Source organism: Paenarthrobacter sp. 22069 (assembly GCF_052046035.1).
GTDB lineage: Bacteria > Actinomycetota > Actinomycetes > Actinomycetales > Micrococcaceae > Arthrobacter.
In genome coordinates, this window is sequence record NZ_JBQEQF010000017.1 from 65,959 (window position 1) to 91,832 (window position 25,874).

General features: G+C 66.4%; 27 protein-coding genes. 16 read left to right on the forward strand and 11 right to left on the reverse strand.

The features are described from left to right. Positions 1-48 precede the first annotated feature (48 nt). The 3 genes from ACTJK0_RS14890 (at position 49) to ACTJK0_RS14900 (ending at position 3,497) form a co-directional block, all read left to right on the forward strand. Positions 49-1,095, forward strand: coding sequence for an LLM class flavin-dependent oxidoreductase (locus ACTJK0_RS14890; RefSeq protein ID WP_440745705.1), 1,047 nt, complete (start codon positions 49-51; stop codon positions 1,093-1,095). A gap of 124 nt (positions 1,096-1,219) precedes the next feature. Continuing rightward, positions 1,220-2,314, forward strand: a complete 1,095-nt coding sequence (locus ACTJK0_RS14895) for a ferredoxin reductase (protein WP_110541771.1) — start codon at positions 1,220-1,222, stop codon at positions 2,312-2,314. A gap of 13 nt (positions 2,315-2,327) precedes the next feature. Then, positions 2,328-3,497, forward strand: coding sequence for a fatty acid desaturase family protein (locus ACTJK0_RS14900; protein WP_440745706.1), 1,170 nt, complete (start codon positions 2,328-2,330; stop codon positions 3,495-3,497). An 81-nt stretch (positions 3,498-3,578) separates the two neighbouring features. Here ACTJK0_RS14900 and ACTJK0_RS14905 read toward each other — a convergent pair whose 3' ends face one another. Further along, positions 3,579-4,631 carry a cation diffusion facilitator family transporter gene (locus tag ACTJK0_RS14905; RefSeq protein ID WP_440745735.1) on the reverse strand — a complete coding sequence of 351 codons (1,053 nt, stop codon included), beginning with the start codon at positions 4,629-4,631 and terminating at the stop codon, positions 3,579-3,581. 20 nt (positions 4,632-4,651) lie between these two features. Continuing rightward, a complete protein-coding gene (locus ACTJK0_RS14910; protein ID WP_110542141.1) occupies positions 4,652-5,029 on the reverse strand; it encodes a metalloregulator ArsR/SmtB family transcription factor in 378 nt (125 codons plus the stop codon). A gap of 156 nt (positions 5,030-5,185) precedes the next feature. On the opposite strand from ACTJK0_RS14910, the gene ACTJK0_RS14915 reads away from it, so the two are divergent. Beyond that, on the forward strand, positions 5,186-6,025 hold the full coding sequence (locus ACTJK0_RS14915) for an alpha/beta fold hydrolase (protein WP_440745707.1): 840 nt from the start codon (positions 5,186-5,188) through the stop codon (positions 6,023-6,025). A gap of 120 nt (positions 6,026-6,145) precedes the next feature. On the opposite strand, the gene ACTJK0_RS14920 is transcribed toward ACTJK0_RS14915, so the two are convergent. After that, on the reverse strand, positions 6,146-6,586 hold the full coding sequence (locus ACTJK0_RS14920; protein ID WP_440745708.1) for a response regulator transcription factor: 441 nt from the start codon (positions 6,584-6,586) through the stop codon (positions 6,146-6,148). A gap of 65 nt (positions 6,587-6,651) precedes the next feature. After that, positions 6,652-7,395, reverse strand: coding sequence for an ANTAR domain-containing protein (locus ACTJK0_RS14925; protein ID WP_440745709.1), 744 nt, complete (start codon positions 7,393-7,395; stop codon positions 6,652-6,654). A gap of 257 nt (positions 7,396-7,652) precedes the next feature. Between ACTJK0_RS14925 and ACTJK0_RS14930 the strand changes: the two genes are divergently transcribed. From ACTJK0_RS14930 to ACTJK0_RS14945, 4 genes are all read left to right on the forward strand, one after another. Then, positions 7,653-8,246: an adenylate kinase gene (locus tag ACTJK0_RS14930; RefSeq protein WP_440745710.1), complete on the forward strand. Its 594-nt coding sequence runs from the start codon at positions 7,653-7,655 to the stop codon at positions 8,244-8,246. A gap of 46 nt (positions 8,247-8,292) precedes the next feature. Then, positions 8,293-9,180, forward strand: a complete 888-nt coding sequence (locus ACTJK0_RS14935; protein ID WP_440745711.1) for an NAD-dependent epimerase/dehydratase family protein — start codon at positions 8,293-8,295, stop codon at positions 9,178-9,180. Between the two features lie 122 nt (positions 9,181-9,302). Continuing rightward, positions 9,303-11,201, forward strand: coding sequence for a S8 family serine peptidase (locus ACTJK0_RS14940; RefSeq protein ID WP_440745712.1), 1,899 nt, complete (start codon positions 9,303-9,305; stop codon positions 11,199-11,201). Between the two features lie 96 nt (positions 11,202-11,297). Then, entirely contained in the window at positions 11,298-12,095 is a 798-nt protein-coding gene (locus tag ACTJK0_RS14945; RefSeq protein WP_110541764.1) for a phosphatase PAP2 family protein, read from the forward strand. A 47-nt stretch (positions 12,096-12,142) separates the two neighbouring features. Here ACTJK0_RS14945 and ACTJK0_RS14950 read toward each other — a convergent pair whose 3' ends face one another. Further along, the gene (locus tag ACTJK0_RS14950; protein WP_110541763.1) at positions 12,143-12,460 is read right to left on the reverse strand and encodes a MerR family transcriptional regulator; all 318 of its coding nucleotides are present in this window, start codon (positions 12,458-12,460) and stop codon (positions 12,143-12,145) included. 139 nt (positions 12,461-12,599) lie between these two features. Between ACTJK0_RS14950 and ACTJK0_RS14955 the strand changes: the two genes are divergently transcribed. From ACTJK0_RS14955 to ACTJK0_RS14970, 4 genes are all read left to right on the forward strand, one after another. After that, positions 12,600-13,025 carry an Hsp20/alpha crystallin family protein gene (locus ACTJK0_RS14955; protein ID WP_110542138.1) on the forward strand — a complete coding sequence of 142 codons (426 nt, stop codon included), beginning with the start codon at positions 12,600-12,602 and terminating at the stop codon, positions 13,023-13,025. A 64-nt stretch (positions 13,026-13,089) separates the two neighbouring features. Further along, the gene (locus ACTJK0_RS14960; protein ID WP_110541762.1) at positions 13,090-13,446 is read left to right on the forward strand and encodes a J domain-containing protein; all 357 of its coding nucleotides are present in this window, start codon (positions 13,090-13,092) and stop codon (positions 13,444-13,446) included. Between the two features lie 41 nt (positions 13,447-13,487). After that, on the forward strand, positions 13,488-13,865 hold the full coding sequence (locus tag ACTJK0_RS14965) for a hypothetical protein (protein ID WP_110542137.1): 378 nt from the start codon (positions 13,488-13,490) through the stop codon (positions 13,863-13,865). 96 nt (positions 13,866-13,961) lie between these two features. Continuing rightward, positions 13,962-15,542: a family 1 glycosylhydrolase gene (locus ACTJK0_RS14970; protein WP_110542136.1), complete on the forward strand. Its 1,581-nt coding sequence runs from the start codon at positions 13,962-13,964 to the stop codon at positions 15,540-15,542. A 13-nt stretch (positions 15,543-15,555) separates the two neighbouring features. Here ACTJK0_RS14970 and ACTJK0_RS14975 read toward each other — a convergent pair whose 3' ends face one another. Both ACTJK0_RS14975 and ACTJK0_RS14980 read right to left on the reverse strand, forming a co-directional pair. Then, positions 15,556-16,668 (reverse strand): App1 family protein, encoded by a 1,113-nt coding sequence (locus tag ACTJK0_RS14975; protein WP_440745713.1) that lies wholly within the window; start codon positions 16,666-16,668, stop codon positions 15,556-15,558. Between the two features lie 32 nt (positions 16,669-16,700). After that, a complete protein-coding gene (locus ACTJK0_RS14980) occupies positions 16,701-17,432 on the reverse strand; it encodes a DUF72 domain-containing protein (protein WP_110541760.1) in 732 nt (243 codons plus the stop codon). Between the two features lie 64 nt (positions 17,433-17,496). Between ACTJK0_RS14980 and ACTJK0_RS14985 the strand changes: the two genes are divergently transcribed. The 3 genes from ACTJK0_RS14985 to ACTJK0_RS14995 all read left to right on the forward strand — a co-directional run bounded on the left by ACTJK0_RS14985 (position 17,497) and on the right by ACTJK0_RS14995 (position 20,423). Continuing rightward, on the forward strand, positions 17,497-19,305 hold the full coding sequence (locus ACTJK0_RS14985; protein WP_110541759.1) for a glycoside hydrolase family 15 protein: 1,809 nt from the start codon (positions 17,497-17,499) through the stop codon (positions 19,303-19,305). 114 nt (positions 19,306-19,419) lie between these two features. Then, on the forward strand, positions 19,420-19,710 hold the full coding sequence (locus tag ACTJK0_RS14990) for a hypothetical protein (RefSeq protein ID WP_440745714.1): 291 nt from the start codon (positions 19,420-19,422) through the stop codon (positions 19,708-19,710). Then, positions 19,710-20,423: an HAD family hydrolase gene (locus ACTJK0_RS14995; RefSeq protein WP_110541757.1), complete on the forward strand. Its 714-nt coding sequence runs from the start codon at positions 19,710-19,712 to the stop codon at positions 20,421-20,423. The genes ACTJK0_RS14990 and ACTJK0_RS14995 overlap by 1 nt, the downstream gene beginning before the upstream one ends. A gap of 19 nt (positions 20,424-20,442) precedes the next feature. Here ACTJK0_RS14995 and ACTJK0_RS15000 read toward each other — a convergent pair whose 3' ends face one another. Then, positions 20,443-20,709, reverse strand: a complete 267-nt coding sequence (locus tag ACTJK0_RS15000; RefSeq protein WP_440745715.1) for a hypothetical protein — start codon at positions 20,707-20,709, stop codon at positions 20,443-20,445. Positions 20,710-20,881: 172 nt separating this feature from the next. On the opposite strand from ACTJK0_RS15000, the gene ACTJK0_RS15005 reads away from it, so the two are divergent. Continuing rightward, on the forward strand, positions 20,882-22,063 hold the full coding sequence (locus ACTJK0_RS15005) for a zinc-dependent alcohol dehydrogenase (RefSeq protein WP_440745716.1): 1,182 nt from the start codon (positions 20,882-20,884) through the stop codon (positions 22,061-22,063). Positions 22,064-22,147: 84 nt separating this feature from the next. Here ACTJK0_RS15005 and ACTJK0_RS15010 read toward each other — a convergent pair whose 3' ends face one another. Genes ACTJK0_RS15010 through aceB form a run of 3 tightly spaced genes read right to left on the reverse strand, consistent with a single transcriptional unit; the run spans position 22,148 to position 25,851 of the window. Beyond that, complete coding sequence (locus ACTJK0_RS15010) at positions 22,148-22,960, reverse strand: bifunctional allantoicase/(S)-ureidoglycine aminohydrolase (RefSeq protein WP_110541755.1); 813 nt, start codon at positions 22,958-22,960, stop codon at positions 22,148-22,150. A gap of 16 nt (positions 22,961-22,976) precedes the next feature. Beyond that, positions 22,977-24,251 (reverse strand): DUF6986 family protein, encoded by a 1,275-nt coding sequence (locus ACTJK0_RS15015; protein WP_440745717.1) that lies wholly within the window; start codon positions 24,249-24,251, stop codon positions 22,977-22,979. Between the two features lies 1 nt (position 24,252). Then, the gene (gene aceB / locus ACTJK0_RS15020; RefSeq protein ID WP_440745718.1) at positions 24,253-25,851 is read right to left on the reverse strand and encodes a malate synthase A; all 1,599 of its coding nucleotides are present in this window, start codon (positions 25,849-25,851) and stop codon (positions 24,253-24,255) included. Positions 25,852-25,874: the final 23 nt, after the last annotated feature.

A 25,874-nucleotide genomic window follows, 5' to 3' on the forward strand; every position in this document is an offset into this window, starting at 1 on the left:
ATCATGCCAGCCGGGAATTCAGCCGCCGCCATCACGGTTGGGGGAAGTATGGAGCGTATCGGATTCCTTTCATTCGGCCACTGGGGTCCCGGCCAGGGTTCCCGCACCAGGACGGCTGCGGACGCCCTGCTCCAGGGAATCGACCTGGCCGTTGCCGCTGAAGAGCTGGGCTTGGACGGCGCATTCTTCCGTGTCCACCATTTCGCCCGGCAGCAGGCATCGCCGTTTCCCCTCCTCTCGGCCATCGCCGCCCGCACCAGCCGCATCGAGATCGGCACCGGCGTGATCGATATGCGCTACGAGAACCCGCTCTACATGGCCGAAGAGGCGGCAGCCTCAGACCTGATCAGCGGCGGCAGGCTCCAGTTGGGCATAAGCCGCGGCTCACCTGAGCCTGCCCGGGAAGGCGCAGCGGTGTTTGGCTACAGGCCGCAGCCGGGGGAGAGTGACGCCGACATGGCCCGCCGCCATACCGCCGTCTTTCGCAAGGCCATCACCGGGGCCGGCATGGCCGAAGCCGATTCGAGGTATGCCGGCGGGGCCACCGGGCTCCTACCTGTCCAGCCACAGTCCCCGGGCTTGTCGGAACGGATCTGGTGGGGCGCCGGGAGCAGGAAGACTGCCGTGTGGGCTGCCGAACTGGGCATGAACCTGATGAGTTCCACCCTGCTCACCGAGGACACCGGGGTTCCGTTCCATGAACTCCAGGCAGAGCAGATCCAGCTGTACCGGGACGCGTGGGCGGCGGCCGGCCACGCCCATACGCCCCGGGTTTCGGTCAGCCGCAGCGTCCTGCCCATCGTGGATGAAGAGGACAACTACTACTTTGCCGGCAGCGCCCTCCGCGACGGACGCGACCAGGTGGGCGTCATTGACGGGCTGACCGCCAGGTTCGGCAAGAGCTACGTGGGCCCGCCGGAGGTCCTGGCCGAACAACTCGCCGCCGATAGCGCGGTGCAGGCAGCAGACACGCTGCTCCTGACCGTTCCCAACCAGCTGGGCGTGGAGTTCAACGCCAAGCTCCTGGGCAACATCGCAAAATACGTGGCCCCTGGGCTGGGATGGAGCCGAAAGGATGCCGGGAACCTTTTGTGAGACCTAACCGTTACTCTTAAGAGTGCGGCGTGGGGGCTTCGCGCCAACAACTAGCGTGTGACTGCGGAACGGTCATATGACGGAGAGAGAGAAATATGGCTCGCACCGCCTTAGGCTTAACCGCATGATCCGGCTACGACAGCTGGCCCAGGCGGCCTCAGTGCTCACCACCCCTTTGGCGCCGGAAGACATCCTGGCGCTGTTCAACCCTGTCTACTCCGCCCGGCAGCTGCGCGGCGTGGTCACCCGGGTGGTCCAGGAGACCGCCCAGTCCGCCACGATCTTCTTCCGCCCCGGCCGCGGCTGGAAGGCGCACCTGGCAGGCCAGTGGGCCCGCATCGGCGTCGAACTCGACGGCGTCCGCCACTGGCGCTCCTACTCCCTCAGCGCTCCCGCCGGCAAGGACCCGGCCATCACGGTCACCGATGTCGGTGCCGTGTCCGGAACGCTGGTGCGCACAACCAAGCCCGGGGATGTGCTGTTCCTGGCCCCGCCCCAGGGCGACTTCGTGCTCCCTGAGCACCCGCGCCCCCTGCTCATGGTCACTGCGGGCAGTGGCATCACCCCGGTGATGTCGATGATCCGCACCCTTGTTCCCCGGCGCCCGGATGCCGACGTCGTCCTGGTCCACTCGGCCCGCACCCCGAATGACAGCCTGTTCCGCGAGGAACTGGCCGAGCTTGCGGACCAGTTCCCCAACTTCCGGCTGGCGCATTGGTACACCGGCGAACAGGGCCGCATGGACTTCTCCAGCACCAAGGAACTGGACGCGATCTGCCCCGACTGGAAGGAACGGGCAGCCTACGCATGCGGTCCCGACAGTTTCCTGGATGACGCCGAGGCGCTGTGGAAGCGGGCACTCACTGCCAAGCCTGCCGGATCCGAGGTCGCCGTGGCCGGCGACCCGGGCAACCTGATGATCGAGCGCTTCAACACCACCTTCAACGCCGGCGTAGGGCACGACGGCGGCCTGGTCACCTTCGAAGCCTCGGACCGTGAGGTGCAGGCCGACGGCGATACCCCCATCCTGGACGTCGGCGAGGACGCCGGGGTGCTGATGCCCAGCGGCTGCCGGATGGGCATCTGCCACAGCTGCCTCACACCGCTGCTTGCCGGGCAGGTCCGGGACCTGCGTACCGGCGAAATCCATGGCGAACCCGGCCAACTGATCCAAACGTGTGTCTCGGCAGCCGCCGGACCCGTAAACCTCGAAATCTGAGGAGCACCACGGAATGTCTGTAATCACACCTACCAAAGTCACCCCCGCGGGAAGCTCGAGAACGCGCCCCGGGAAGCTCGCCGAATCGGGCAGCCCCACCGTCCGGCCGCCGGCCGCCGCGCACCTCAGCGATGAGCAGGTAGCGGAGCTGGGCCGCGAGCTCGACGCCATCCGGGACGAGGTCCTGGCCAAGCGGGGCGCCGAAGACGCCGCCTACATCCGCCGGATGATCAAGATCCAGCGCGGGCTCGAAATCTCCGGCCGGGCCGCCCTCCTGGTCAGCAAGAACAAGGCTGCCTGGGTTACCGGCACCACCTTGCTGAGCCTGGCCAAGATCCTGGAGAACATGGAGCTGGGCCACAACATCCTCCACGGCCAGTGGGACTGGATGCGCGATCCGGACATCCACTCCACCACCTGGGAATGGGATTTCGTCACCCCGTCACGGTCCTGGCAGCACACGCACAACGACCTGCACCACCGCTGGACCAACGTTGTTGGCAAGGACAACGACGTCGGATACAACCTCCTGCGCATGGATGAGCAGCAGCCGTGGAAGCCCATCAACCTGGCCAACCCGCTGTTCAATGCCATCCTGGCTCCGGTCTTCGAATGGGGCATTGCCATCTACGACCTCGAGCTGACCGAGTACAAGGAAGGCACCAAGTCCAAGGAGGCCCTGCTCAAGGACCTTAAGGCGCTGGGCAAGAAGGTTGTCACCCAGTTCACCAAGGACTATGCAGCAACCCCCGCGGTCGCCATGCTCACCGGGTCCGCGAAGCAGGCCCTTTTTGGCACGATCGCCGCCAACGCCATCCGCAACGTCTGGGCCCACGCCGTGATCTTCTGCGGCCACTTCCCCGAAGGCACCGACACTTTCACCGAGGAAATGGTGGACGGGGAAACCCGCGGCGACTGGTACGTCCGCCAGATGATTGGTTCGGCGAACATCTCCGGGTCGAAGTTCATGCACCTCATGACCGGCAACCTCTCCCACCAGATCGAGCACCACCTCTTCCCGGACCTGCCCTCCAACCGGTACGCCGAGGTTGCGCCGAGGGTGCGTGAAATCTGCCAGCGCTACGGCCTGAAGTACACCACCGGTCCGCTGCTGAAGCAGGTCGGCTCGTCCTGGGCAAAGGTATTCAAGCTTGCGCTGCCTGGAAAGGCCGCCCGCGCCTGAAACCATGTACTACAACGTAGAAGTGACCCTGCCGGCGCTGTCGGGCAGGGTCACTTTTGCGTATGGGGCTTTTTGGGGCTTTCAGTGCCGTGTGCCCGTGGCGGGGGCCAGCAGCATGTGGTCCAGCTTGGGCAACGCATGCCGGAGCCGGTGCTCGGCGTGGTGGATGATCTCCTCCGCCTGCGACAGACCGGTGTCCGCGACGTGGAGCAGTGCAGAGCCCTGCAACCGGTGCCCGGACCAGCGCAGCTGCAGGTTCTGGACCGCAAGGACGCCAGGCGTCTCCGCCAGGGCGGCTTCGGCACGTGACACCAAATCAGGTTCGATGCCGTCCATGAGCCGCCGCCCAATGCTGCGGACGGTGCCCCACAGGAGCACCATGATGGCGGCAGAGATGACCAGCCCCACGATCGGGTCCGCGAGCGGAAAACCGAGCATGACGCCGACGGCGCCCACCACCACGGCCAGCGACGTGAAGCCGTCAGTGCGGGCGTGGACGCCATCAGCGACGAGCGCGGCGGACCCAATCCTGCGGCCCACCCGGATGCGGTAAATCGCCACGGCCTCGTTTCCGGCGAAGCCGATCAGGCCCGCAGCCATCACCCAGCCCAGGTTCTGCAGCGGCTGGGGATTGACCAGCCGGTCAACGGACTGCCAGCCGGCAACGACGGCGGAGAGGGCCACTACGGCCACGATGAACAGCCCGGCCAGGTCTTCAGCCCTGCCGTAGCCGTAGTTGTACCGGCGCGTGGCGGTCCTGCGCCCAAGGATGAAGGCAACCCACAGGGGCACCGCCGTCAGGGCGTCCGAAAAGTTGTGGATGGTGTCCGCGAGCAGTGCGACCGAGCTGCTGAACAGGACCACCAGGAACTGCAGCACGGTGGTGGCCAGCAGGACGAACATGCTGATCTTCAATGCCCGGATGCCCTCGGCGCTGGCCTCCATGGCATCGTCGATCGAATCAGCGGCGTCATGCGTGTGCGGGACGAACAGCTCGACCAGCCAGCCCTTGAAGCCGGCATGGTGATGATGGTCGTGGTCGTGGTCGTGGTCGTGGTCGTGGTCGTGGTCGTGGTCGTGGTCGTGGTCGTGCCCGCCGTGCCCCTCCGCATGGGCGTGGCCGTGGGTATGCATTGACCCCCGGTGCGGGCCGCTCACGAGGCACTCCTTTGCGCAGAATGGTTGGTGATGCGGTGGTGGGCCGGCTCGCCGCCAAGGGCATGCTCGGCCTGGAAGATCGCATCCGCCACTAGCTGCCGTGCATGCTCGTTCTCCAGCCGGTAGAGCACACGCGTCCCGTCCTGCCGGGTGGACACCATCCTGGCCAGTCGCATTTTCGCCAGGTGCTGCGACACTGCGGCGGGAGACTTGCCCACAACGTCTGCCAGCGCGCCCACCGCCATCTCGCCGTCCCGGAGCGCCAAAATAATCCGCACCCTAGTGGCGTCGGCCAGCATGGCAAAGACCTCCACGGCCAGCTCCACGTATTGGCTGTCCACCGCCAGCGAGCAACCGTTCGTATCTGCATTCATGCGCATATAGTGTCACAGCTGCCGCGGCAGCGCATCCTGCCCGTGCCGCCGTCACGGTTTCCAGCGTCGTCGCCTCGCCGGGGCACCTAGAGTAGGAAGTGCACGGGCATGGCGCCCTGCCTCCCGCTTGGTCAGTCTCGAAAGGAATTACCCCCGATGGCTTTCATCACCGTAGGTACTGAGAACAGCACTGAGATCGAGCTCTACTACGAGGACCACGGCTCGGGCCAGCCTGTCGTGCTGATCCATGGCTACCCCCTGGACGGATCCTCCTGGGAAAAGCAGACTGCAGCGCTCCTGGCAGCCGGCTACCGGGTCATCACCTACGACCGCCGCGGCTTCGGCAAGTCCAGCAAGCCCACCGAAGGCTACGACTACGACACCTTCGCCGCGGACCTCAACACCCTGCTCACCACGCTGGACCTGAATGATGTGGTGCTGGTCGGCTTCTCCATGGGCACCGGCGAAGTCGGGCGCTACCTGGGCACCTACGGCTCCGCCCGCGTGGCCCGTGCCGCATTCCTCGGCTCCCTGGAGCCCTACCTGCTCAAGACGGACGACAATCCCGACGGCGTCCCGCAGGCGGTGTTCGACGGCCTTCTGGAAGCAGTCACGGCAGACCGCTACGCCTTCTTCACCGAATTCTTCAAGAACTTCTACAACTCGGACACGTTCCTGGGCACCCCGCGCCTGAGCCAGGAAGTGATGAACGCGGGCTGGAACCTTGCAACCGGTGCAGGCGCCACCGCCTCCGTGGCCGCCCAGCCCACCTGGCTCACCGACTTCCGCCAGGACATCCCCAAGATCGATGTCCCCGCACTGATCGTGCACGGCACCGCGGACAACATCCTGCCCATTGACTCCACCGGCCGGCTTTTCGCCAAGGCGCTGCCGGACGCGCAGTACGTGGAGATTGAGGGCGCCCCGCATGGCCTGCTGTGGACGCATGCGGCGGAGGTCAACGAGGCGCTGCTCGGCTTCCTCTCGAAGCAGTAACGGAATGCATGAACAGCGACGGCGGGATCCCGCCGTCGCTGTTCGACGTTCCGGGAGTGCCGGCGCGGGTCCCACCTTCGGATGCTGCGGGGGAGCTGCGGGGGATAAGCCCGCTAGGGTTTACTCCTGTGATACAGGAGGCCGTGAAGCCGATGCCACGGGAACAGCCGGCGGTGAAGTGTGCCCCGCAGTATCAATTGCGGGGCACAGCTGCAGCGCAAGCTCTTTGAGTTCCCTTGGATGGAACGGTTTGGTGAGGTATATGGCCGCACCCGATGCCATGCCGGCCAGGATGTCGTCCTCCTCGGACCGGGCCGACAGGAACAGCAGGGGAGCCCCGCTGAGGGCACGAATGGCCCGCGCCACCACATGCCCGTCCATGTCCGGCAGGCCCAGATCAAGGGTGACCAGGGAAATGGCCGGATCCGCCGCGGCGGCGATGCCCTCTGCGCCCGTGCCCACTGCCCAAACCTCGAAGCTGGCACGCGAAAGGACCGCGGTGATCAGTCCACGGATATCGGCGTCGTCCTCAATGACAAGGCAAACACGCTGCTGTTCCATCAAGCCCCCCGGCGAAAAGTTGGCATCAGTCTACCGGCGCCGGGTAAGCGGCGGGGACATCGCGCCTAGCCGTCGTAATGTGTCCGCGCCGGGCCCTGCCCCAGCGCGTTGACCACTGCCGCGGCCACCTCGTGCAGCTTGGTGTTCCGGGTGCTGGACGCCGTCCGCAGGATGCCGAACGCCTCCTGCTGGCTGCATCGGTTCTGCGCCATGATGATGCCCACTGCCATGTCGATGACCGTCCGGGACTCCAGTGTGGCGCGGAGGTTCGCAGCCGTCTCGCTGTAGTGCGCAAACCGCACGGCAAGCCTCAGCGCCAGCGATGTCTGGCGGACGAAATCCTCGGCGAACTTCAGTACCCGGCCTTCAAAACGATGGGCGCGGCGGGAATACAGCAGCAGTGCCGCCTTGGTCTCACCCTCGAGCCGGAACGGAACCGCTGCGACGGAACGGATCCCGTGGCCGGCAACGGCTGCGGCGTAGTCCGGCCAACGGTCGTCCTGGGCAAGGTCCGGAGCGTGGACAGTCTCCTGCAAGGTGGAAGCCGTCAGGCCGGGCGTCTCGGAGAACTGGTGCTCAAGCCGGCCGATCGACGCCGCTTCCTGGCTGCTGCTGGCGACGGTGGCGGTTTTGCGCTGCCGGAGCAGGGTGATCGCGCACAGCATCTCATCGCCCGGCTCCGAGAGGTTGCGCGCAGACACCTGCGCCAACTCATTGAGGAAGTCCTCAACATCGGAGCTATTGAGGACCAATTCATGAAGGTGTTCGGTGATGGATGTATCGGTTTTTGCTGTTGACTCGCTGGCCACGGTTTTCTGGTGCCATTCGCTCAGGTCAAAACGAGCCCGCAACGCACCAATGCCCCGCTGCTGGACAGGGAGCCGGTGATGGTCGCTGGATCGACGAACTTTCCAACGGCCTGCTGCTAAACCGATAACCAAAGTATATACAACCGCGCAGCCTGGGAGGCGTCACACAGGCCCGCCCCGTTCCTGACGGAGGCTGGTGCCCGAGCGCGGCAGCGGGCAGAATGAAGCGGGACCCGCCGTGGGGGAAGGACATGAACATGACCAGGCTTCTCATCATCGGTCCGCCGGGCTCCGGCAAAGGGACGCAGGCCGAACGCCTTGCCCTCCACTTCGCGGTTCCCGCAGTTTCCACGGGGGACATCTTCCGGAGCAACGTCATGCGTGAGACGGAGCTTGGCAACCAGGCTGCAGGGTATCTCGACGGCGGACAGCTCGTCCCGGACCACCTCACCAACGCCCTGGTCAAGGACCGTCTCCTTGACCATGATGTCCGCCAGGGATTCCTGCTGGATGGCTACCCCCGCACCGCGCCCCAGGTCGCAGAACTGGACAACATGCTCGCGTCGCAGGGCTGCACCCTGGATGTTGTCATCGAGCTGCAGGCGCCCGACGCGGAACTGGAGCAGCGCATGCGCCGGCGTGCGCTTGAGCAGGGCCGCACCGACGACACGGTGGATGTTTTCCGGCGCCGCCTGGACCTCTACCACCGGGAAACCCATGAAGTAGTCTCGGTGTACGCGCGCCGGGGCATCCTGGTGCCCGTCAACGGCAGCGGCGACCCGGGGGAGATCACGGATTGGGCGATTTCCGCCGTCGAAAAGTTCCTGGCCTCCCCGCGGCCGCCGGCCTGATCCAAGCACCGCTCGTGAAACGCTGAACCAACAGAAGGAACCACTGATGAGAATTGCCGTTACCGGCGGAAGCGGAAAACTGGGGCGCCATGTAGTGCGCCGGCTCACGGGGGACGGCCATCAGGTCCTCAACCTGGACCGGGCAGGAGACCGGAACCCGGGCCTGCTGGTGGTTGACCTGCGCAACTACGGCCAGGTTGTGGATGCCCTCCTGGGCGTGGACGACCGGCATGACGGGTTCGACGCCGTCGTCCACTTGGGGGCCATCCCCGCCCCGGGCATCCTGCCGGACGCAGCCACGTTCGAGAACAACATGCTGTCCACCTACAACGTCTTCCAGGCGGCGCGGCGCGCCGGCATCAAGAAGGTGGTGTACGCGTCCAGCGAGACCGTCCTGGGGCTGCCGTTCGACATCGATCCGCCCTACATCCCGGTGGATGAGGAATACCCGCCGCGGCCGGAGAGCACCTACTCGCTGGTGAAGCGGCTGGAGGAGCAGATGGCCGTGGAGATGACGCGGTGGGACCCCGAACTCAGCATCACCGGCCTGCGCTTCTCCAACGTCATGGATGAGGCCGACTACGCCCGATTCCCCTCGTTCGATGCGGACCCGACCCTCCGGAAGTGGAACCTGTGGGGCTACATCGACGGCCGGGACGGGGCCCAGGCCGTGGTGCGGGCCTTGGAAAACGCCCAGCCAGGATTCGAGGCCTTCATCATTGCCAACGCGGATACGGTCATGAGCCGGTCCAGCGCCAGCCTTGCCGGCGAGGTCTTTCCCGGCGTCAAGGTAACCAAGGAACTGGGCGAGCACGAAACCATGCTGTCCATCGACAAGGCGCGGCGCCTCCTCGGTTTCGAGCCCGAGCACAGCTGGCGGAACCACGTGCCGGAGGGCTCCCCGGGCGCCACGGCCAGCGGTGCCGAAAGCTAGGGAAAACCGGTCAAAAACGCCAGCCCCCAGGAATCGCCAAGGGTTGGCACAGGATCATCCAAGGAGCCGGAAGCATTGCGCTTCCGGCTCCTATCCTTTTTGGTACAGCCACCAGGTGGCCAGTGACGGGGCAGATTTTCCCGCACCGTCTGCCCGCCCCCGCTATTCCAAGGACCCCCAAAATTCGTACCCGATCCTACGCGCTGCCCGTCCTCACGGCGCTGCTCTCCGCCACCGCCCTTTCCATCGTGTCCCTGCCCGCTTACGCTGCCCCTGCACTGCCGGGCGACGCCGGCAACCCGACCGGCCGCTACATCGTCCAATACGCCGCCACTGCCGACGTGGCGGCAGAAGTGTCCGGCCTACGCGGCCAGGGCCTCGCCGTCGGCCGTACCTTCGAGCATGCGATCCGTGGTGCCGTCGTCACCGCCAATCCCGCCCAGGCAGCAGCCCTTGCCAAGTCCGGGAAGGTGCTGTCCGTGGAGCCCGACGCCCCCGTCAAGCTCTCGGCGACCGAGCAACCCGCCCCCTGGGGCCTGGACCGGTCAGACCAGCGCGCCCTCCCCCTCTCCGGCTCCTACTCCTGGACCGCCGCCGGCGCGGGAGTCACCGCGTATGTGGTGGACACGGGCATCCTGTCCTCCCACACCGACTTCAGCGGCCGGGTGGCTGCCGGCTGGACAGCGGTGGCGGACGGCAACGGCACCACGGACTGCAACGGCCACGGAACCCACGTCGCCGGCACTGTCGCGGGGGCCACCTACGGCGTCGCCAAGAGCGCCACCCTGGTGCCCGTTAGGGTTCTCGACTGCAGCGGATCCGGCTACAACTCCGACGTCGTGGCCGGCCTGGACTGGATCGTGGCCAACCACGCCGCCGGAACGCCCGCCGTCGCCAACCTCAGCCTCGGCGGAGCTGCCAGCAGCACCGTGGACAGCGCCATCCAGGCGGTCCTGAACGACGGCGTCACTACGGTCGTGGCGGCCGGCAACTCCGCCGTGGACGCCTGCACCGGCTCGCCCGCCCGCGTCCCTGGGGCCGTTACGGTGGCGGCCAGCGACTCGGGCGACAAGCAGGCATCGTTCTCCAATTTCGGGTCCTGCGTGGACCTGTACGCGCCCGGCGTCGGCATCACTTCCGACTATTACACGTCCACCACTGCCACGGCATCCATGTCCGGAACCTCCATGGCCGCCCCCCACACCACGGGCGCGGCCGCGGTGCTGCTGTCGCAAAACCCGGGCCTGGCCCCGGCCGACGTGGCCGCCGCGCTGGTATCCAACGCCACGGCCGGGGTGATCACCGGTGCCACCACGGGCACCCCGAACCGGCTGCTGTACACCGGAACGGGCGCAACCGCCCCCGCAACCGCCCCGGCTCCTGCCCCGACGGTCAGCGCTGTGTCGCCCGCCGCCAACGCCACGGCCGTGGCCGCGGGCACCAACGTGGCAGCTACATTCAGCACCGACGTCCAGGGCATATCAGGAGGGACCTTCGTCCTCAGGAACGCGGCAGGCAGCACTATCGCGGCTGGCGTCACCTATAACTCCACCACCAGGACGGCCACGCTTGATCCGGGTGCCAACCTGGCCGCCGATGCAACCTATACCGCCACTCTGGTGGGCGGAAGCTCAGCGATCCGGGATGCGGCAGGCACACCGCTGGCCTCAACCAGCTGGTCGTTCACCACAGGTCCGGCACCCACCGTCACCAGTTACTCACCCGGCAGCAATGCCCTTCTGGTCCGCCGGAGCAGCAACGCCAGCGCCACCTTCAGCGAGGCAGTCCAGGGGGTGGGCACCGCCACTTTCACCCTGAAAAATGCCGCCACCGGAAGCATCGTGGCAACAACGGTCTACCGCAACGGAACCACCAACCAGTGGATCCTGGACCCGCAGGAACCCCTGGCCGCGAAGACCCGGTACACCGTGACGCTGACCGGCGGAGCAACCGGGATCCGCGACCTGGCAGGCAACCCCCTCGCAAGCCGCAGCTGGCAGTTCACCACCGGATCGTTTTGATCGCGTGATGGAGTGAAAGGCCCGTCCCCGGGATAATCTTCAGCCTAGGCAATCATCACGGCACGCGTTCACCGCGGCGTAGGGACGGGCAGCACATTGGCACAGAAATCAGCAGGGTCCGCAGTCACGGGAAAAAATGCCGGCAGGTGGCAGACCTTCCATGAGAAGTTCGTGGTCGAGGAACGGTATGTGGACCCTGCCGACCGGCGGCGCCTCTACCGTGCATCCGTCATCCTGGCCGTGGTGGGGCTGGCCATCTTCATTGCCACCTTGGTAAGCGTGGTGCAGTCGGGCGGACTTTCCGCTGCCGACGGCCCCGTGCACGACTGGCTGCTGACCACGCGGTCAGGCGCCGTGACTGCCATCATGATCTTCCTGGCGGTGTTCTTTGGCCCTATCGCGCTGCCCATCATCGTGCTGGTGGTGATCCTTGTCTGGGGATTCGCCGCCAAGCACGCATGGCGGCCCATCCTACTTGCCTCCGCCATGCTGACCGGAGTGATCGTTTCGCAAATCATCCTCCACATCGTCCAGCGCCCCCGGCCGCCCGTGGACCAGATGCTGTTCGGAGCGGACCAGACATTCTCATACCCGTCCGGACACGTCCTGGGCGCCTGCGACTTCCTGTTGGTAGGCGCCTACCTCATCTTCTCCCGGCGCCGGAACCGGCGGGCAGCAGTGCTTGGATTCATCGGGGCCGGCATCGGCATCTTCCTGGCCATCATCAGCCGCCTCTACCTGGGCTACCACTGGCCCACGGATACGCTCGCATCATTCTCGCTGTCGCTGCTCATCCTGGGCGCGGTCATAGCACTTGATACCTGGCGGACGGCGAGGATCCCCGGGGAGCCGGTGACAGGAGAGCTGTCGAAGTCCGAACTGCCCCGCGAGTAGCCGCCGGCTAGGGATACCTGCGAGGGGCACCGGCGAACAGGGCCGGCTTACTGCTGGCGCGACCTGGCCCGCTTGAGGGCACGGTGGAGTTTCACGTTCGCCGCCTCCAGCTCCAGGACCTTGGCAACGCCCGCCAGGTTCAGTCCCTCCTCGAGGAGTTGGCCGATGCGCAGCAGCACGGCGATGTCATCGTCGCTGTACTGGCGTGTTCCGCCCGCCGTCCGCGATGGCGTCAGCAGGCCTTTGGTTTCATATAACCGGATGTTTTGCTGGCCGGTCCCGGTCAGCTCGGCCGCCACCGAGATGGCATACAGCGCCCGCGGACCGGGGGAACGGGCGGCCTTTCCTGCGTCCGGACCTGCCATATGCCCTCCCAAAACCACGTGCCGGCTGTCTTGCTTCAGTTTCCCACGAGTGCTATAAAAAATCTATATCCATCACCATAGATTAAGGGTTGCTGGATAGGCGCAGATCAACACTTGGAAGCCGAAGGAGTGGGAAATGATGTTGATGCGTACTGACCCGTTCCGTGAGCTGGACCGGCTCACGCAGCAAATCTTTGGAACTGCTGCACGCCCGGCGGCCATGCCAATGGACGCCTGGCAGGAAGACGGCGAATTCGTGGTGGCGTTCGACCTTCCCGGCGTGAAGGTGGACTCCCTGGACCTGAACGTCGAAAAGAACGTCCTGACCGTGCGGGCCGAGCGCCAGGACCCCACGCAGCCCAACGTGGAGCTCGTGGCTTCGGAGCGTCCCCGCGGCGTATTCAGCCGGCAGCTCATCCTGGGCGACACCCTGGACACTGAGAAGATCAAGGCCACCTACGACCAAGGTGTCCTCACCCTGCGGATCCCGGTTGCTGAGCAGGCCAAGCCGCGGAAGATCGAGATCGAGACCCAGCAGCACGGGAAGCAGGAGATCAGCACCTAGGGGCAGGGTTTTCCCGCCGGTGCCCCGCCCACCCGGTGGGGCGCCGGCGGAACAGGAGGCTGGGATGACTGAGGTCCCTGATTACTACGCCATCCTCGGCGTAGGCCGGGATGCCACCCGGCAGGAAATCTCCCATGCGTACCGTGCCCTCATGCGCAGCCACCATCCGGATATGGACAGCGGGCAGCCAACCAGGGACAAGGACGCCGTGGGACCTCCCGTGCAGGAGGACGTGCTTCTGCGGATCATGCAGGCGTTCAACGTGCTGCGCGATCCAGGGCGCCGCGACGAGTACGACCGGAAACTGGCCGCAGCGGAGCCCACCATCATTCCCGTCCGGAAAGTCCGCGGCACCGGCGGACCTTCCGGGCACACCATCCGTGTCACCCCGGTGCGATGGGAAAGCGGGCCCTGGTCCTGACAAGGGCGTGGGGCAATTCAGCCAAGGAGGCGGAAAACTGCATGAGCGAGTGGCGGCGTTATGACTCACACCTGATCCCTGCATTCCATGAGCGCTTTGAGCAGCGGTGGGGTGCCGGCACCGCGCCCTTCCTGGATCCGGAGGCGCATGAACAGCCGCTGCCGCGGGCGCAGTGGATCAATCCTTCCACCGGGGCAGCCCTGGCGGTGGTCCCGGTGTGGACGGCAGACGAGCGGCAGCAGCGTTCCTTCGGTGTGTTCTACCTCCCGCCGGCAGGGGATATCTGGGTGCTGCGGCCGGGCTACACAGGCTACCTTGAGCCCAGCGACGGCGACACGGAGCACCTGGTGACCCTCCGCAATGACGCCTTCCGCAAGGCAGTGGCGCACGCCAAGGAGTTCCTGTTCGGTTCGCAGTAGCTGCCGGTGCCGGGTGCAGGGTGTTGCTCGTCAGGCGCCCCCCGCTGTGACATTGTGGGACTTACCCTGACCACCGTGACCAAAAGGCTGGACCACATGCACATCTCCGCCAAGGACCTCGCAGCGCTCATCCCTGCGGGGTTCACGCTTGGTGTCGCAACCGCGGCATTCCAGATCGAAGGGGCGCTGGACGAGGACGGCCGCGGACCTGCGGGCTGGGACAGGTTCGCCGCCCGGCCCGGCGCCATCGTGGAAGGCCACAGCCCGGTGGTGGCCACGGACCATTACCACCGGATGCCGCAGGACGTCGCCCTCCTGAAGCAGCTCGGCATCGACTCCTACCGGTTCTCCTTCTCCTGGCCCCGGATCCAGCCCGGTGGCACAGGCCCGGTGAACCGCGCCGGGCTGGCGTTCTACGACCGGCTCCTGGATGAGCTCCTGGGCAGCGGGATCGCGCCGATGGCCACCATCTACCACTGGGATACCCCCCTGGAACTGGATGAAGCGGGCGGCTGGATGAACCGCGACACGGCCTACCGCCTGGGCGAGTACGCCGCAATTGTGGCGGAGGCCTTCGGGGACCGGGTGGCCCGCTGGGTCACCATCAATGAACCGGCCACCGTCAGCGCCAACGGCTACGCATTTGGGCTGCACTCGCCCGGCAAGGAGCTGGCCCTCGGCGCCTTCCCCACCGTCCACCACCAGTTGCTGGGGCATGGGCTGGCCGTCCAGGCCCTAAGGGCGGCGAAAGTGCCGGGCGAGATCGGGATGACCAACGTCTACTCGCCCATGGTCCCGAACTCGATCAACCCGCTGGACAAGATCAGTGCCGGGCTCATGGACCTGGGCCAGAACCGGCTGTACGCGGACCCGGTGCTCACGGGCAAGTACCCTGACCTGATCCGGGCAGCCAAGTTCTTCAGCTCCTTTGAGCACCCTGAAGAGGACATGGAGATCATTTCCCAGCCACTGGATTTCTATGGGCTCAACTACTACATGCCCACCAAGGTGGCGGCGGGTCCCGGTGGCGGTACCGTGCCCTCAAGCATGGCGGAGGCCATGGGCAGCGACCTCAGTGCAACGGGCAGCGGCACAACGCCGTTCCACGTTGAAACCTGGCCGGAAGCGGATATCACGGCGTACGGCTGGCCCGTTAAGCCGGAGTACATGGCGGTGGCCCTGAAGGAGATGGCAGACCGGTACCCCAACCTGCCGCCGGTGATCATTACCGAGGGCGGGGCGAGCTTCGAGGACATCATCGTCCGGGACAAGTCCACCAACACCCGGTTCATCCCGGACGAGCGCCGGCTCAAGTACATCTCCGACCACCTCGAAACTGCCCTTCGCGCCACGGCTCCGGGCGGTGTTGCGGAGTCCATGGACCTGCGCGGCTACTACGTGTGGTCCTTCCTGGACAACTTCGAGTGGTCCGCCGGCTACAACCAGCCGTTCGGCCTCCTGCACGTGGACTTCGAAACGCTGGAGCGGACGCCAAAGGCGTCGTTCTTCTGGTTCCAGGAGCTCGTCGAGGAACGCGACCTGGCCGCGGCGGCAGGGGCCGTCATCGCGCAGGCCTTGGTTCCGGACCTGGTGGACGGTCAAGACGAACTGGATGAAGAAGCAGTGGGCAGTGAAGCGCCCGACGACGGCGCCTCCCTGGGTGCCGGAGCCCAGTAACGGAGGGGGTGGGTCAGCCCCGAAGCAGGTCCAGCATGGCCAGTTGCTTTGCAATGCCGGCGCCGTCGGGAGAGTAGATCCACGGTACCCGGGACGTTGTGTGGTCGCCGTCCTCGGAGTGGCCGCCGGCGAAGACCGACTCGCTCACCGACAGCTGCCGGATGGCGATCGCCGCAACCTTGTCCGGGTGTTCGGTGGCGAATGCGGAGTAGATGGCTTCGTCATGCTGGCCGTTGTCGCCGATCAGGAGCCACCGCATGTCCGGGAATTCCTGGGCCAGCCGCTCCAGGTTGCGGCGCTTGTGGTCCTGTCCGCTCCGGAACCAGCGGTCCTGGGTCAGGCCCCAGTCAGTCAACAGCAGCGTGCCCTTGGGGTACATGTTGCGGTTCAGGAACCGGCCCAGGGTGGGGGCGGCGTTCCAGGGGCCGGTGGACAGGTAGACGACCGGGGCCTCCGGGTGCTCGATGGTCAGCCGGTCCAGCAGCACGGCCATGCCCGGTGTGGCCATGCGCGCCCGCTCGCTGAGCACGAAGGTGTTCCACAGCGCCAGGAAGGGCCTGGGCAGGGCGGTCACCATGACGGTGTCGTCGATGTCGGATACGATGCCGAACTGCACGCCGGGGGCGATCACGTGGATCAGCGCCTCCGCCGGTTCGGTTCCCTCCGCGCGCAGGACTGCGGTGTGCCAGCCGGGGGAGAGCTGCACGTCCACCTCGGTGTCGATCAGCCCGCCCCGGTCCGCCGTGACGTGGGTGACTGCGTCGCCGATGGCGATTTCGACGTCGGTGAACTGCAGCGGCACGCCTGTGAACGCCCGCCAGCCGCGGATGTTCTGGTTGCCGTTCTTCGCTTCGTGTTCGGCTTTGCTTCCGGGAAGGGGCTTCTGCGTCAGCAATACGCGCCCCAGCACGCGCACCCGGGTGGTTGATCCGTAGCCCTGGTAGGCAATGGTCTGCGGCACGAATTTCCAGCGCCTGGCCAGCTGGATCCGGACGTCGTTGACCGCGTCGGAGAGCCGGTGTGCCAGCCGGAAGAACTGGCTTCCCGACAACGCGTAGTGGCCCTTGGTGTTTTGCCGCGGCGGGCGGGCCATGTCCTGGGCTGGGTTCTGCGGAGCCGTGTCCATGCCACCACTCTGCCACAGGGCGGCCTGCTGCATCAGCCGCGGCCGAGTATCGCGCGCAGGGTCCGGGCGTTCCGCACCGCGTTTCCGCCGCCGTCGTTGTTGAAGTAGGCGTACACGTCCAAGCCCGCACCCTCCCACTCGCGGATCCGGTCCGCCCACCAGTGGAGGTCCGCATCCGAGTAGGAGCCACCGTACAGGTGCTGCTGGTCGGGGCCGTGCAGCCGGATGTAGGTGAAGGGCGCCGTGGTGCGCAGGATGCAGGGCAGATTGGCGCCGCTCATGATGCAGTACGCAGCGTTGTGCCGCTCCAGCAGCCCGAACACCTCGGGACAGTCCCATGTGGGATGCCTGAACTCGACGGCAACCCTGATCCAGGACGGCAGTGCGGCAAGGAAATAGTCCAGCCTCGCGTCGTCGCGCTCCAGCTGCGGCGGAAGCTGGACCAGGAGCACAGCCCGCTTGTCCCCCAGTTCATGCCAGCACCGCACGATGCGCTCCACCCACACCTCGGGGGAATACAGCTTCCGGGCATGCGTCAGTCCCCTTGGAGCCTTGACGGACATGCTGAAGCCGGGTGGCAGGCGCCGGTTCCACCCGGCGAAGGTGGTGTCCCGCGGCCACCGGTAGAAACTCGCATTCAATTCCACCGTGCCGAACTCGGCCACGTAGCACTGGAGCCGGTCCCGGACAGGCAGCCCCGGCGGGTACAGGACGTTTTCCCAGTGGTCGTAGCTCCAACCGGAGGTGCCAATGTGGATTGCCATTGGCCTCAGGCTACACCTGCACCAATCGCGCCCCCTTGGGGCCTCGGTGTGGCAGGGTAATGTCATGGCGCGAATCGAGGATTATGCGGTAGTCGGGGATCTGCAGACCGGAGCCCTGGTCAGCAAGGAAGGCTCGATCGACTGGCTCTGCCTTCCCAGATTCGATTCCCCCGCGTGCTTCAACGCGCTGCTGGACACCCCGGACGCCGGACGCTGGCTGCTTGCGCCCGAGGGCGGAGGTGCCTGCACCCGGCGGGGCTACCGCGACGGAACCCTGGTACTCGATACCGAATGGGAGACGCCGGACGGAACGGTGCGGGTCACCGACTTCATGCCGCCGCGCGATTCCGTCGCGGACATTGTGCGGATCGTGGAGGGCATCAGCGGCAGTGTCCGCATGCACGGTGAGCTGATAATGAGGTTCGACTACGGGCACATCGTTCCCTGGGTGCGCAAGGACAAACGCGGGCTCCACGCCATAGCCGGCCCGGACGCCGTCTACCTGGTGACGCCGGCGCCCCTGCACGGCGAGAACATGCACACGGTCAGCGACTTCACCGTCAACGCCGGTGAGAAGGTGCCGTTCGTACTGACGTGGGCACCCAGCCATGTGGGCCGCCCCGTCAGCGTGGAAGCGGAAGAAGTCCTTGAAAGCACGTGTTCGTTCTGGCGCGGCTGGTCCTCGCAGTGCACAGTCAAGGGCAAGTACCAGGACGCCGTGGTCCGGTCCCTGATTACGCTGAAGGCCCTGACCTACGCGCCCACCGGCGGCATCGTCGCTGCCGTCACTACCTCCCTTCCCGAGCAGCCCGGAGGCCAGCGGAACTGGGACTACCGTTACTGCTGGCTGCGGGATGCCGCCATGACCCTGCAGGCGCTGCTGGCCGCCGGCTACACGGCGGAAGCCGCGGCATGGCGGGACTGGCTGCTCCGGGCCGTGGCCGGGGACCCCGCCGACCTGCAGATCATGTACGGCATCCATGGCGAGCGGCGGCTGCCGGAGATGGAGTTGCCATGGCTGAAGGGGTACGAGAATTCAGCGCCGGTACGGATCGGCAACGCGGCCGCGGAACAGTTCCAGCTGGATGTGTGGGGCGAAGTGCTTGACTGCCTTGCCCTGACCCGCAACTCGCTGCTGAAGCACACGGATGAGGCGTGGGACGTGCAGATCGCGCTGATGGAGCACCTCGAAACCATCTGGGACCAGCCGGACAACGGGCTGTGGGAAATGCGGGGGCCGCGCCGGCACTTCACGCACTCCAAGGTCATGGCGTGGGTGGCTGCGGATCGGATGGTGAAGGGTGTGCGGGAGTCCGGCATGCCCGGTCCGGTGGAGCGCTGGGAGGCGCTGCGGGACCGGATCCGCGAGGACATCATGGCCAACGGCTTCGACGCCGGACGCAATACGTTCGTCCAGTCCTACGGCGGCTCGGAGCTGGATGCCAGCCTGCTGTTGATTCCCCGGGTGGGATTCCTGCCCCCTGACGACCCCAAAGTCGTGGGGACCATCGAGGCGATCCAGCGGGAGCTGACCGAGGACGGGTTCGTGCTGCGGTACCGGCCCGAAAAGAGTGATGACGGCCTGCCGGGCGACGAGGGGGTCTTCCTGGCCTGTTCGTTCTGGCTGGTGGAGGCACTCCTGGGCGCGGGCCGCCACGAGGAATCGCGCGAGCTCTTCGAACGGCTGCTGGAACTGCGCAATGACGTGGGGCTGCTGAGCGAGGAATGGGCCGTGAAAGCCGGGCGCCAACTGGGGAACACGCCGCAGGCCTTCAGCCATTTCGCCCTTGTGACTAGCGCCCTGGAGCTTCATCAGGATACGGTTCGGCGCAGTGACACTCCCATTCCGCCCGCAGGGGCGGATTCGCGCTGAGGCGGCGCGGAACGGGACCGTAACTTCTCCTTCGCAGGATAGATAAGTATACTTACTAACACCTCATGGAGTGCTCCCAAGCACAGTGCCGTGATTGATGGAGGAGTGATAGTTATGGCCGGATTTTTTGAGCTCGTGGACGCCCCTGACGGCGGTTACCGCATCCGGATGATGGACGGGAGCGGAAACCTGATGGCCATCTCCGTAACCTTCCCCACCAAGAGGGCTGCCGTGGCAGGCGTCGCGATGGCCCGCGAGATTGCCGGTACGGGCCTGATCCGGGACAAGAGCCTGGACGGTGCGGGGACGATCATCCGCGACCGTGTACGCCCCGTCAGCTCCGCCAAGGAAGAAGCTGCCCGGCGCAAGAAGGCGCCGGGAGTCCGACGGGCAGCGGTAGGCTGATGCCGGAGTCTTCAACACCCCCTGGCGACGCCCGCCGGGGGGTCCTCTTTGACGTTGACGGAACCCTGATCGACTCGTCCTACATTCACACCATCGCGTGGTGGGGCGCGTTCCGCCAGTACGGCCACGACGTGTCCATGGCGGCAATCCACCAGCTCGTGGGCATGGGCGGAGCGCGGCTGGTGGACAACCTCCTGCCGCCGGACCGGGACCGCGGCGAGGACCAGGACATCATGGCCAGCCACGGCGCGCTCTACGCCTCGCACTGGCCCTCCCTCCGCGCCCTCGACGGCGCAAAGGACCTGCTGGGCCAATGCCGCGAAGCCGGCCTTGCCGTGGCCCTTGCTTCATCGGCGCGGGAGCGGGACCTCCAGGTCATGCGGTCCGTCCTGGATGCCGACGCCTTCATCGATGCTGCCACCAGTGCGAACGACGCCGAGGAGAGCAAGCCCGCACCGGACATCCTTGAGGCGGCCCTGGAGGCGCTCGGCATGGAGGCTTCCAATGCCGTCTACGTCGGGGACGCCGTGTGGGACATGAAGGCCGCCGCGGCACTGGGAATCCCGGCCATTGGGGTTACCTGCGGCGGGATCCAGGCGGCCCAGCTTCGGGACGCCGGCGCTGTGGAGGTCTATGAGGGCCCGCGCCACCTGCTGGAGAACCTGGGCTCAAGCGCCATTGGCCGGCTGCTTGCCATGGAAACCAACTCCTAGCCTTCAGGCCGGCTCCCGGTCAGAGTGGCTGGCCGCCGGGCACTGAGTCCTCGTCCCCTGCGATGGCGGGCTTGGTCCAGGACACGACGACCTTCACGGAGCCGTCGTCGTTCCGCTCGATGTCCGTTGCCACTTCAGCCGCCGGTGCGCCCATCTCCGCCACCCGTGCCTGGTAGGTGGTGACCAATTCCGCCAGGCTCTCCTCCGTCCATTCGCCCGGACGCATGCGGGTGGAGATCTCGACGGGTTCCGGCTGGTACAGCGACATGGCGTTCCTCTTTCGCATGGGCTTCTGCTTTGCCCTTCCTACGCTAGAAGCAGTCGGGAGCGGCCACAAGCTTTTCATCAGTATGCTTACTTTTTTCCGCCAAAACCGATAGCGTCGAAGAAAGGGTGCCCGCGGGTGCCCTGCCCCGCCCCGGGAGACCCCGTGGGCAAAGCAGAGCGAGAGGGAGACTGTGAAAGCACTGACGTGGCAAGGAAAACGGTCGGTAAGCGTTGAAGAAGTGCCCGATCCCGTCATCCAGGAACCAACGGATGCGATCGTCCGGATCACCTCCACTGCCATTTGCGGCTCCGATCTTCACCTCTATGAGGTCCTGGGGCCTTACATGCACAAGGGCGATGTCATCGGGCACGAGCCGATGGGCATCGTGGAGGAAGTGGGAAGCGGCGTCACCAACCTCCGTAAGGGCGACCGCGTGGTGGTGCCGTTCAACATCGCCTGCGGCTCCTGCTACATGTGCAAGCAGGGCCTGCAGTCCCAGTGCGAGACCACCCAGGTCAAGGAGAAGGGATCCGGCGCTGCGCTCTTTGGCTACTCCGAACTGTACGGATCCGTTCCGGGCGGCCAGGCCGAGTACCTCCGGGTGCCGCACGCTGACTACGGCCCGGTGAAGGTGGGCAACGAACTTCCGGACGAAAGGTACCTGTTCCTCTCGGACATCCTGCCCACCGCGTGGCAGGCGGTGGAGTACGCGGATGTCCCCGAAGGCGGCACCCTCGCCGTGTTCGGCCTGGGGCCCGTGGGCCAGTTCGCCAGCCGCATTGGCGTGCACCGCGGCTTCCGGGTGATAGGCATCGACCCCGTCCCCGAACGGCGGGAGATGGCCGCGCGGCATGGGGTGGAAACGCTCGGCTACAGCAAGACCATCGGGGACGAACTCCGGGAGATGACAAGCGGCCGCGGTCCTGATGCAGTGGTGGACGCCGTCGGCATGGAAGCGCACGGCTCCCCGGTGGCGGGATTCGCCCACCAGGCGCTGGGCCTCCTGCCGGACAAGCTTGCGCAGAAGGCCATGGAGACCGGCGGCGTGGACCGGTTGGCGGCGCTGCATGCCTCCATTGATGCCGTGCGCAGGGGCGGAACGCTCTCGCTGAGCGGCGTGTACGGCGGACAGGCCAGCCCCATGCCGATGCTCACCATGTTCGACAAGCAGCTTCAGGTGCGTATGGGCCAGTGCAACGTGCGCCGCTGGACGGACGCCATCCTTCCGCTGGTGGAGGACGACGCCGATCCGCTGGGTGTGATGGACCTGGTCACCCACCGCTCCGGCCTGGACGGGGCGCCGGCGCTGTACGAGAAGTTCCAGAAGAAAGAGGACGGCTGCATCAAGGTGGTCCTTAACCCCGGCGCCTGAGCCAGGCTGCCAGCACAACAAAAGCAGGGGCCGCTACGGATGTCCGTAGCGGCCCCTCTGCTGCCCTGGCAGGCTGGAGAACTCCTAGGTGAGCTTCACCTGGCGGTTCATGTCCTTGTAGAGCAAGTAGCGGAACTCCCCAGGGCCGCCGGCGTAGCAGGCCTGCGGGCAGAAGGCACGCAGCCACATAAAGTCGCCGGCCTCCACTTCCACCCAGTCGTTGTTGAGCAGGTACATGGCCTTGCCCTCCAGGACGTACAGGCCGTGCTCCATCACGTGGGTTTCCGGGAACGGAATCACGCCGCCCGGCTGGAACGTCACGATGTTCACCTGCATGTCGTGGGCCAGGTCATTGGAGTCCGTGAAGCGGGTGGTCTTCCAGACGTCGTTGGTGTCCGGCATGGACGTGGGTTCCACGTCCTTTTCGTTGGTGACGAAGGACTTGGCTTCATAACCCTCAAGACGCTCGTAGGCCTTGCGGATCCAGTGGAAGGACACGACGTCGTCGGAGACGTTCTCCAGTCCCCACTGCGCACCGGCGGCGAGGTAGGCGTACCCGCCTTCCTCGAGCTGGTGCAGTTCGCCGTCAAGCATGAGGTTCACCTTGCCCTTGGTGACGAACACGACGCCCTCTACGCCCGCCTCGAATTCCGCCTTCGGTGCCCCGCCGCCCGGGCCGATTTCCACGATCAGCTGTGAGAACGTGGTGGCAAAACCCGAGATGGGGCGGGCGATGATCCACGAGCGGGTGTTGCTGAAGCCCGGAAGGTTGGACGTGACGATGTCCGTCATCACGCCCTTGGGGATCACTGTGTACGCCTCGGTGACGATGGCGCGCTCGGTGGTGAGGTGCGTCTGCGGCGGCAGTCCGCCGCTGGGGGAGTAGTACTTGCCCATGGAAGGGTTCCTTTGCTTAGGAGTTGGAAGTAGTGGCCAGCCGCGGGTGCGCCAGTGCGGTGAGCTGCGGAATTCCGACGCCGGCAAGCGCCTGGACTTCCTCGGCACCGACGGCGCCGCACTGGACGCCCCGGAGGACAAACGCGGCCAGCGCGCGGGCGGTGGCCGGCTCATCCATCACGCCGCCTTCGGTCCGCTCCACGTAGTTGCGCAGGCGGGCCGCGGCGGCCGGCAGGCCCTCACGGTAAAAGGCGTAGGTGGCGGCGAACCGGCTGGGGAGCTGGGCCGGATGCAGGTCCCAGCCCTGGTAGTAGCCGCGCTCCAGCGACCGCCGGACCAGGCGACCGTGCAGCTGCCAGGCGTTCTCCACGTTGTCGCCCACCGGAATGATGTTGGTGGACCCGTCGGAGAGGCGGATGCCCGTGCCGGCCACGGCCAGCTGCATGACTTCCTTGGCAAAGTCCGCCACCGGGTGCTCCATGGACTGGTACTCGGCGGAGATCTGCAGCGACGCGGAGTAGTCGTAGGTACCGTAGTGCAGGCCGCTGATCCGCCCGGGGACGGCGTGCGGCAGCTGCGCCACCGGCGAGGTGCCCTCCGGGCCGAGGATGAGCTGGGGCGTTTCCACCTGCACCTCAAAACGCAGCCGGCCTGCGGGCAGGCCGTGCACTTCCTCGAGCCGGGACACCGCGTAGTCCATGGCCTGGACCTGGGCCACGGTGGTGACCTTGGGCAGGGTCAGGACCAGCCCCTCCGGCAGCTCGCCGGCGGCGGCCAGGCCGGAGACGAACAGGTCGAGCGTCCGCAGGCCGCGGGAACGGGTGGACGCTTCGAAGCACTTGAACCGGATGCCGATGAACGGCGGAGCGGATCCGGCCGCGACGGCAGCGGCCACCGCGGAAGCCGCTGCCACTGCGGCAGCATCCTCGGCGTCGTCGCCCCGGTCACCGAAGCCGTCCTCGAAGTCCAGGCGCAGGTCCTCGATGGGCTCAGTGGACAGTTTCGCCGCCACGCGGCCGGCAACTGCTTCAGCGAGGGCGGTCTCCTGCCCCAGGAGCCGGCCCAGGTTCTCCAGGCCGCCGTGCGAATCCACCGTTGCAGTTGCCTGGCCGCCCCAATCGGCAGCGAACGACGGCGTGAAACGGTCCGCGGGCACGTACACCGTGTGCACGGGCTGGCGGGAGCCGTCGTCGCCCGGGTAGTTCTGTTCCAGCAGCCGGTCGGTGGCAGCGAGCTGCCCGTCAATGTGCGCGTGGTCCCCTGCAGAGAGCGAGGGCTTGGGTGCGGCCACCTCAGTCCACCAGCTCGTAGGCGGGGGTGGTGAGGAAGTCGGTGTAGTCGTCCGAGAGGCAGATGTCCGCGATCAGTTCGCTGGCCGGCTGGTAGTAGCGGCGGAACGCTTCGTCACCGAATTCGGTGCGCAGCCGCTCGGTCTCCTCGCCGAGGATCCGCTCCACCAGTTCACGGGTCACCGTGTTCCCTGTATCCGCCAGGACGGACTTGTTCCTGATCTGCTGCCACACCTGCGAACGGGAGATCTCGGCCGTGGCTGCGTCCTCCATCAGGTTGTGGATGGCCACTGCGCCGTTTCCGGACAGCCACACTGCTGTGTAGGCGACGGCGACATAGAGGTTCAGGCGCAGGCCGGCCTCGGTGACCTGGCCGCCGGCGGACTGGACATCCAGCAGCTGCTCCGCGGTGACCGAAACCTCCGGGCGCAGCTTGTCCACCTGGTTGGGCTTGTCGCCAAGCACGGAGTCGAAGACTTCCCGGCAGGTGGGTACCAGGTCCGGGTGCGCCACCCAGGAGCCGTCGAAGCCGTCGTTTGCCTCGCGGGTCTTGTCGGCCCGCACCTTCTCGAAGGCGGCCTCGGTGACTTCCGGGTGGCGGCGGTTGGGGATCACCGCGGCCATGCCGCCCATGGCGAAGGCGCCGCGCCGGTGGCAGGTCTTGACCAGGAGTTCGGTGTAGGCGCGCATGAACGGTGCGGTCATCACCACGGAGGCACGGTCCGGGAGGACGAACTCCTCGCCGGCGTCGCGGAAGTACTTGATGATGCTGAAGAGGTAGTCCCAGCGGCCGGCGTTCAGGCCCGAGGCGTGGTCCCGCAGTTCGTAGAGGATCTCATCCATCTCGAACGCCGCCGGGATGGTCTCGATCAGCACAGTGGCACGGATGGTGCCCTGGTGCAGCCCCAGGAAGTCCTGCGCGAAGACGAACACGTCGTTCCACAGCTTTGCCTCAAGATGGCTTTCCATCTTGGGCAGGTAGTAGTACGGGCCCTGCCCGTTGAGGACCAGCTGTTTGGCGATGTGGAAGAAGTGGAGCCCGAAGTCCACCAGCGCACCCACCGCCGGTTCGCCGTTGACCAGCAGGTGCTTCTCCTCCATGTGCCAGCCACGGGGGCGGGCCACGACGACGGCGAGCGGGGCGTCGGTGCGGAGCCGGTACTCCTTGCCTTCCTCCGAGGTGTAGCTGAGGGTGCCCTGGGCGGCGTCCCGCAGGTTCAGGATTGCGTCGATGACGTTGGCCCAGGTGGGTGTGCTGGCGTCCTCAAGGTCCGCCAGCCACACCTTGGCGCCGGAGTTCAGGGCGTTGATGGCCATCTTCGCCGGCGAGGCGGGGCCGGTCATCTCCACCCGGCGGTCCTGCAAAGCCGCCGGTGCGGGGGCAATCTTCCAGTCGCCGTCGCGCACGTCCTTGGTCTCCGGCAGGAAGTTCAGCTTGCCGGTTTCTGCCACCCGCTGCCGTTTGACGGCGCGGGCCGCCAGGAGCTCGTTGCGGGTGCCGGCGAACCGGTTGTGAAGCTCCTCGACGAACGCCAGTGCCTTGGGGGTGAGGATCTCCTCTGCGCGGTCGATCGGCCGGGGATTTGTGACGGTGATGGCCATTTCTGGTCCTTTCCTTTGGCTGG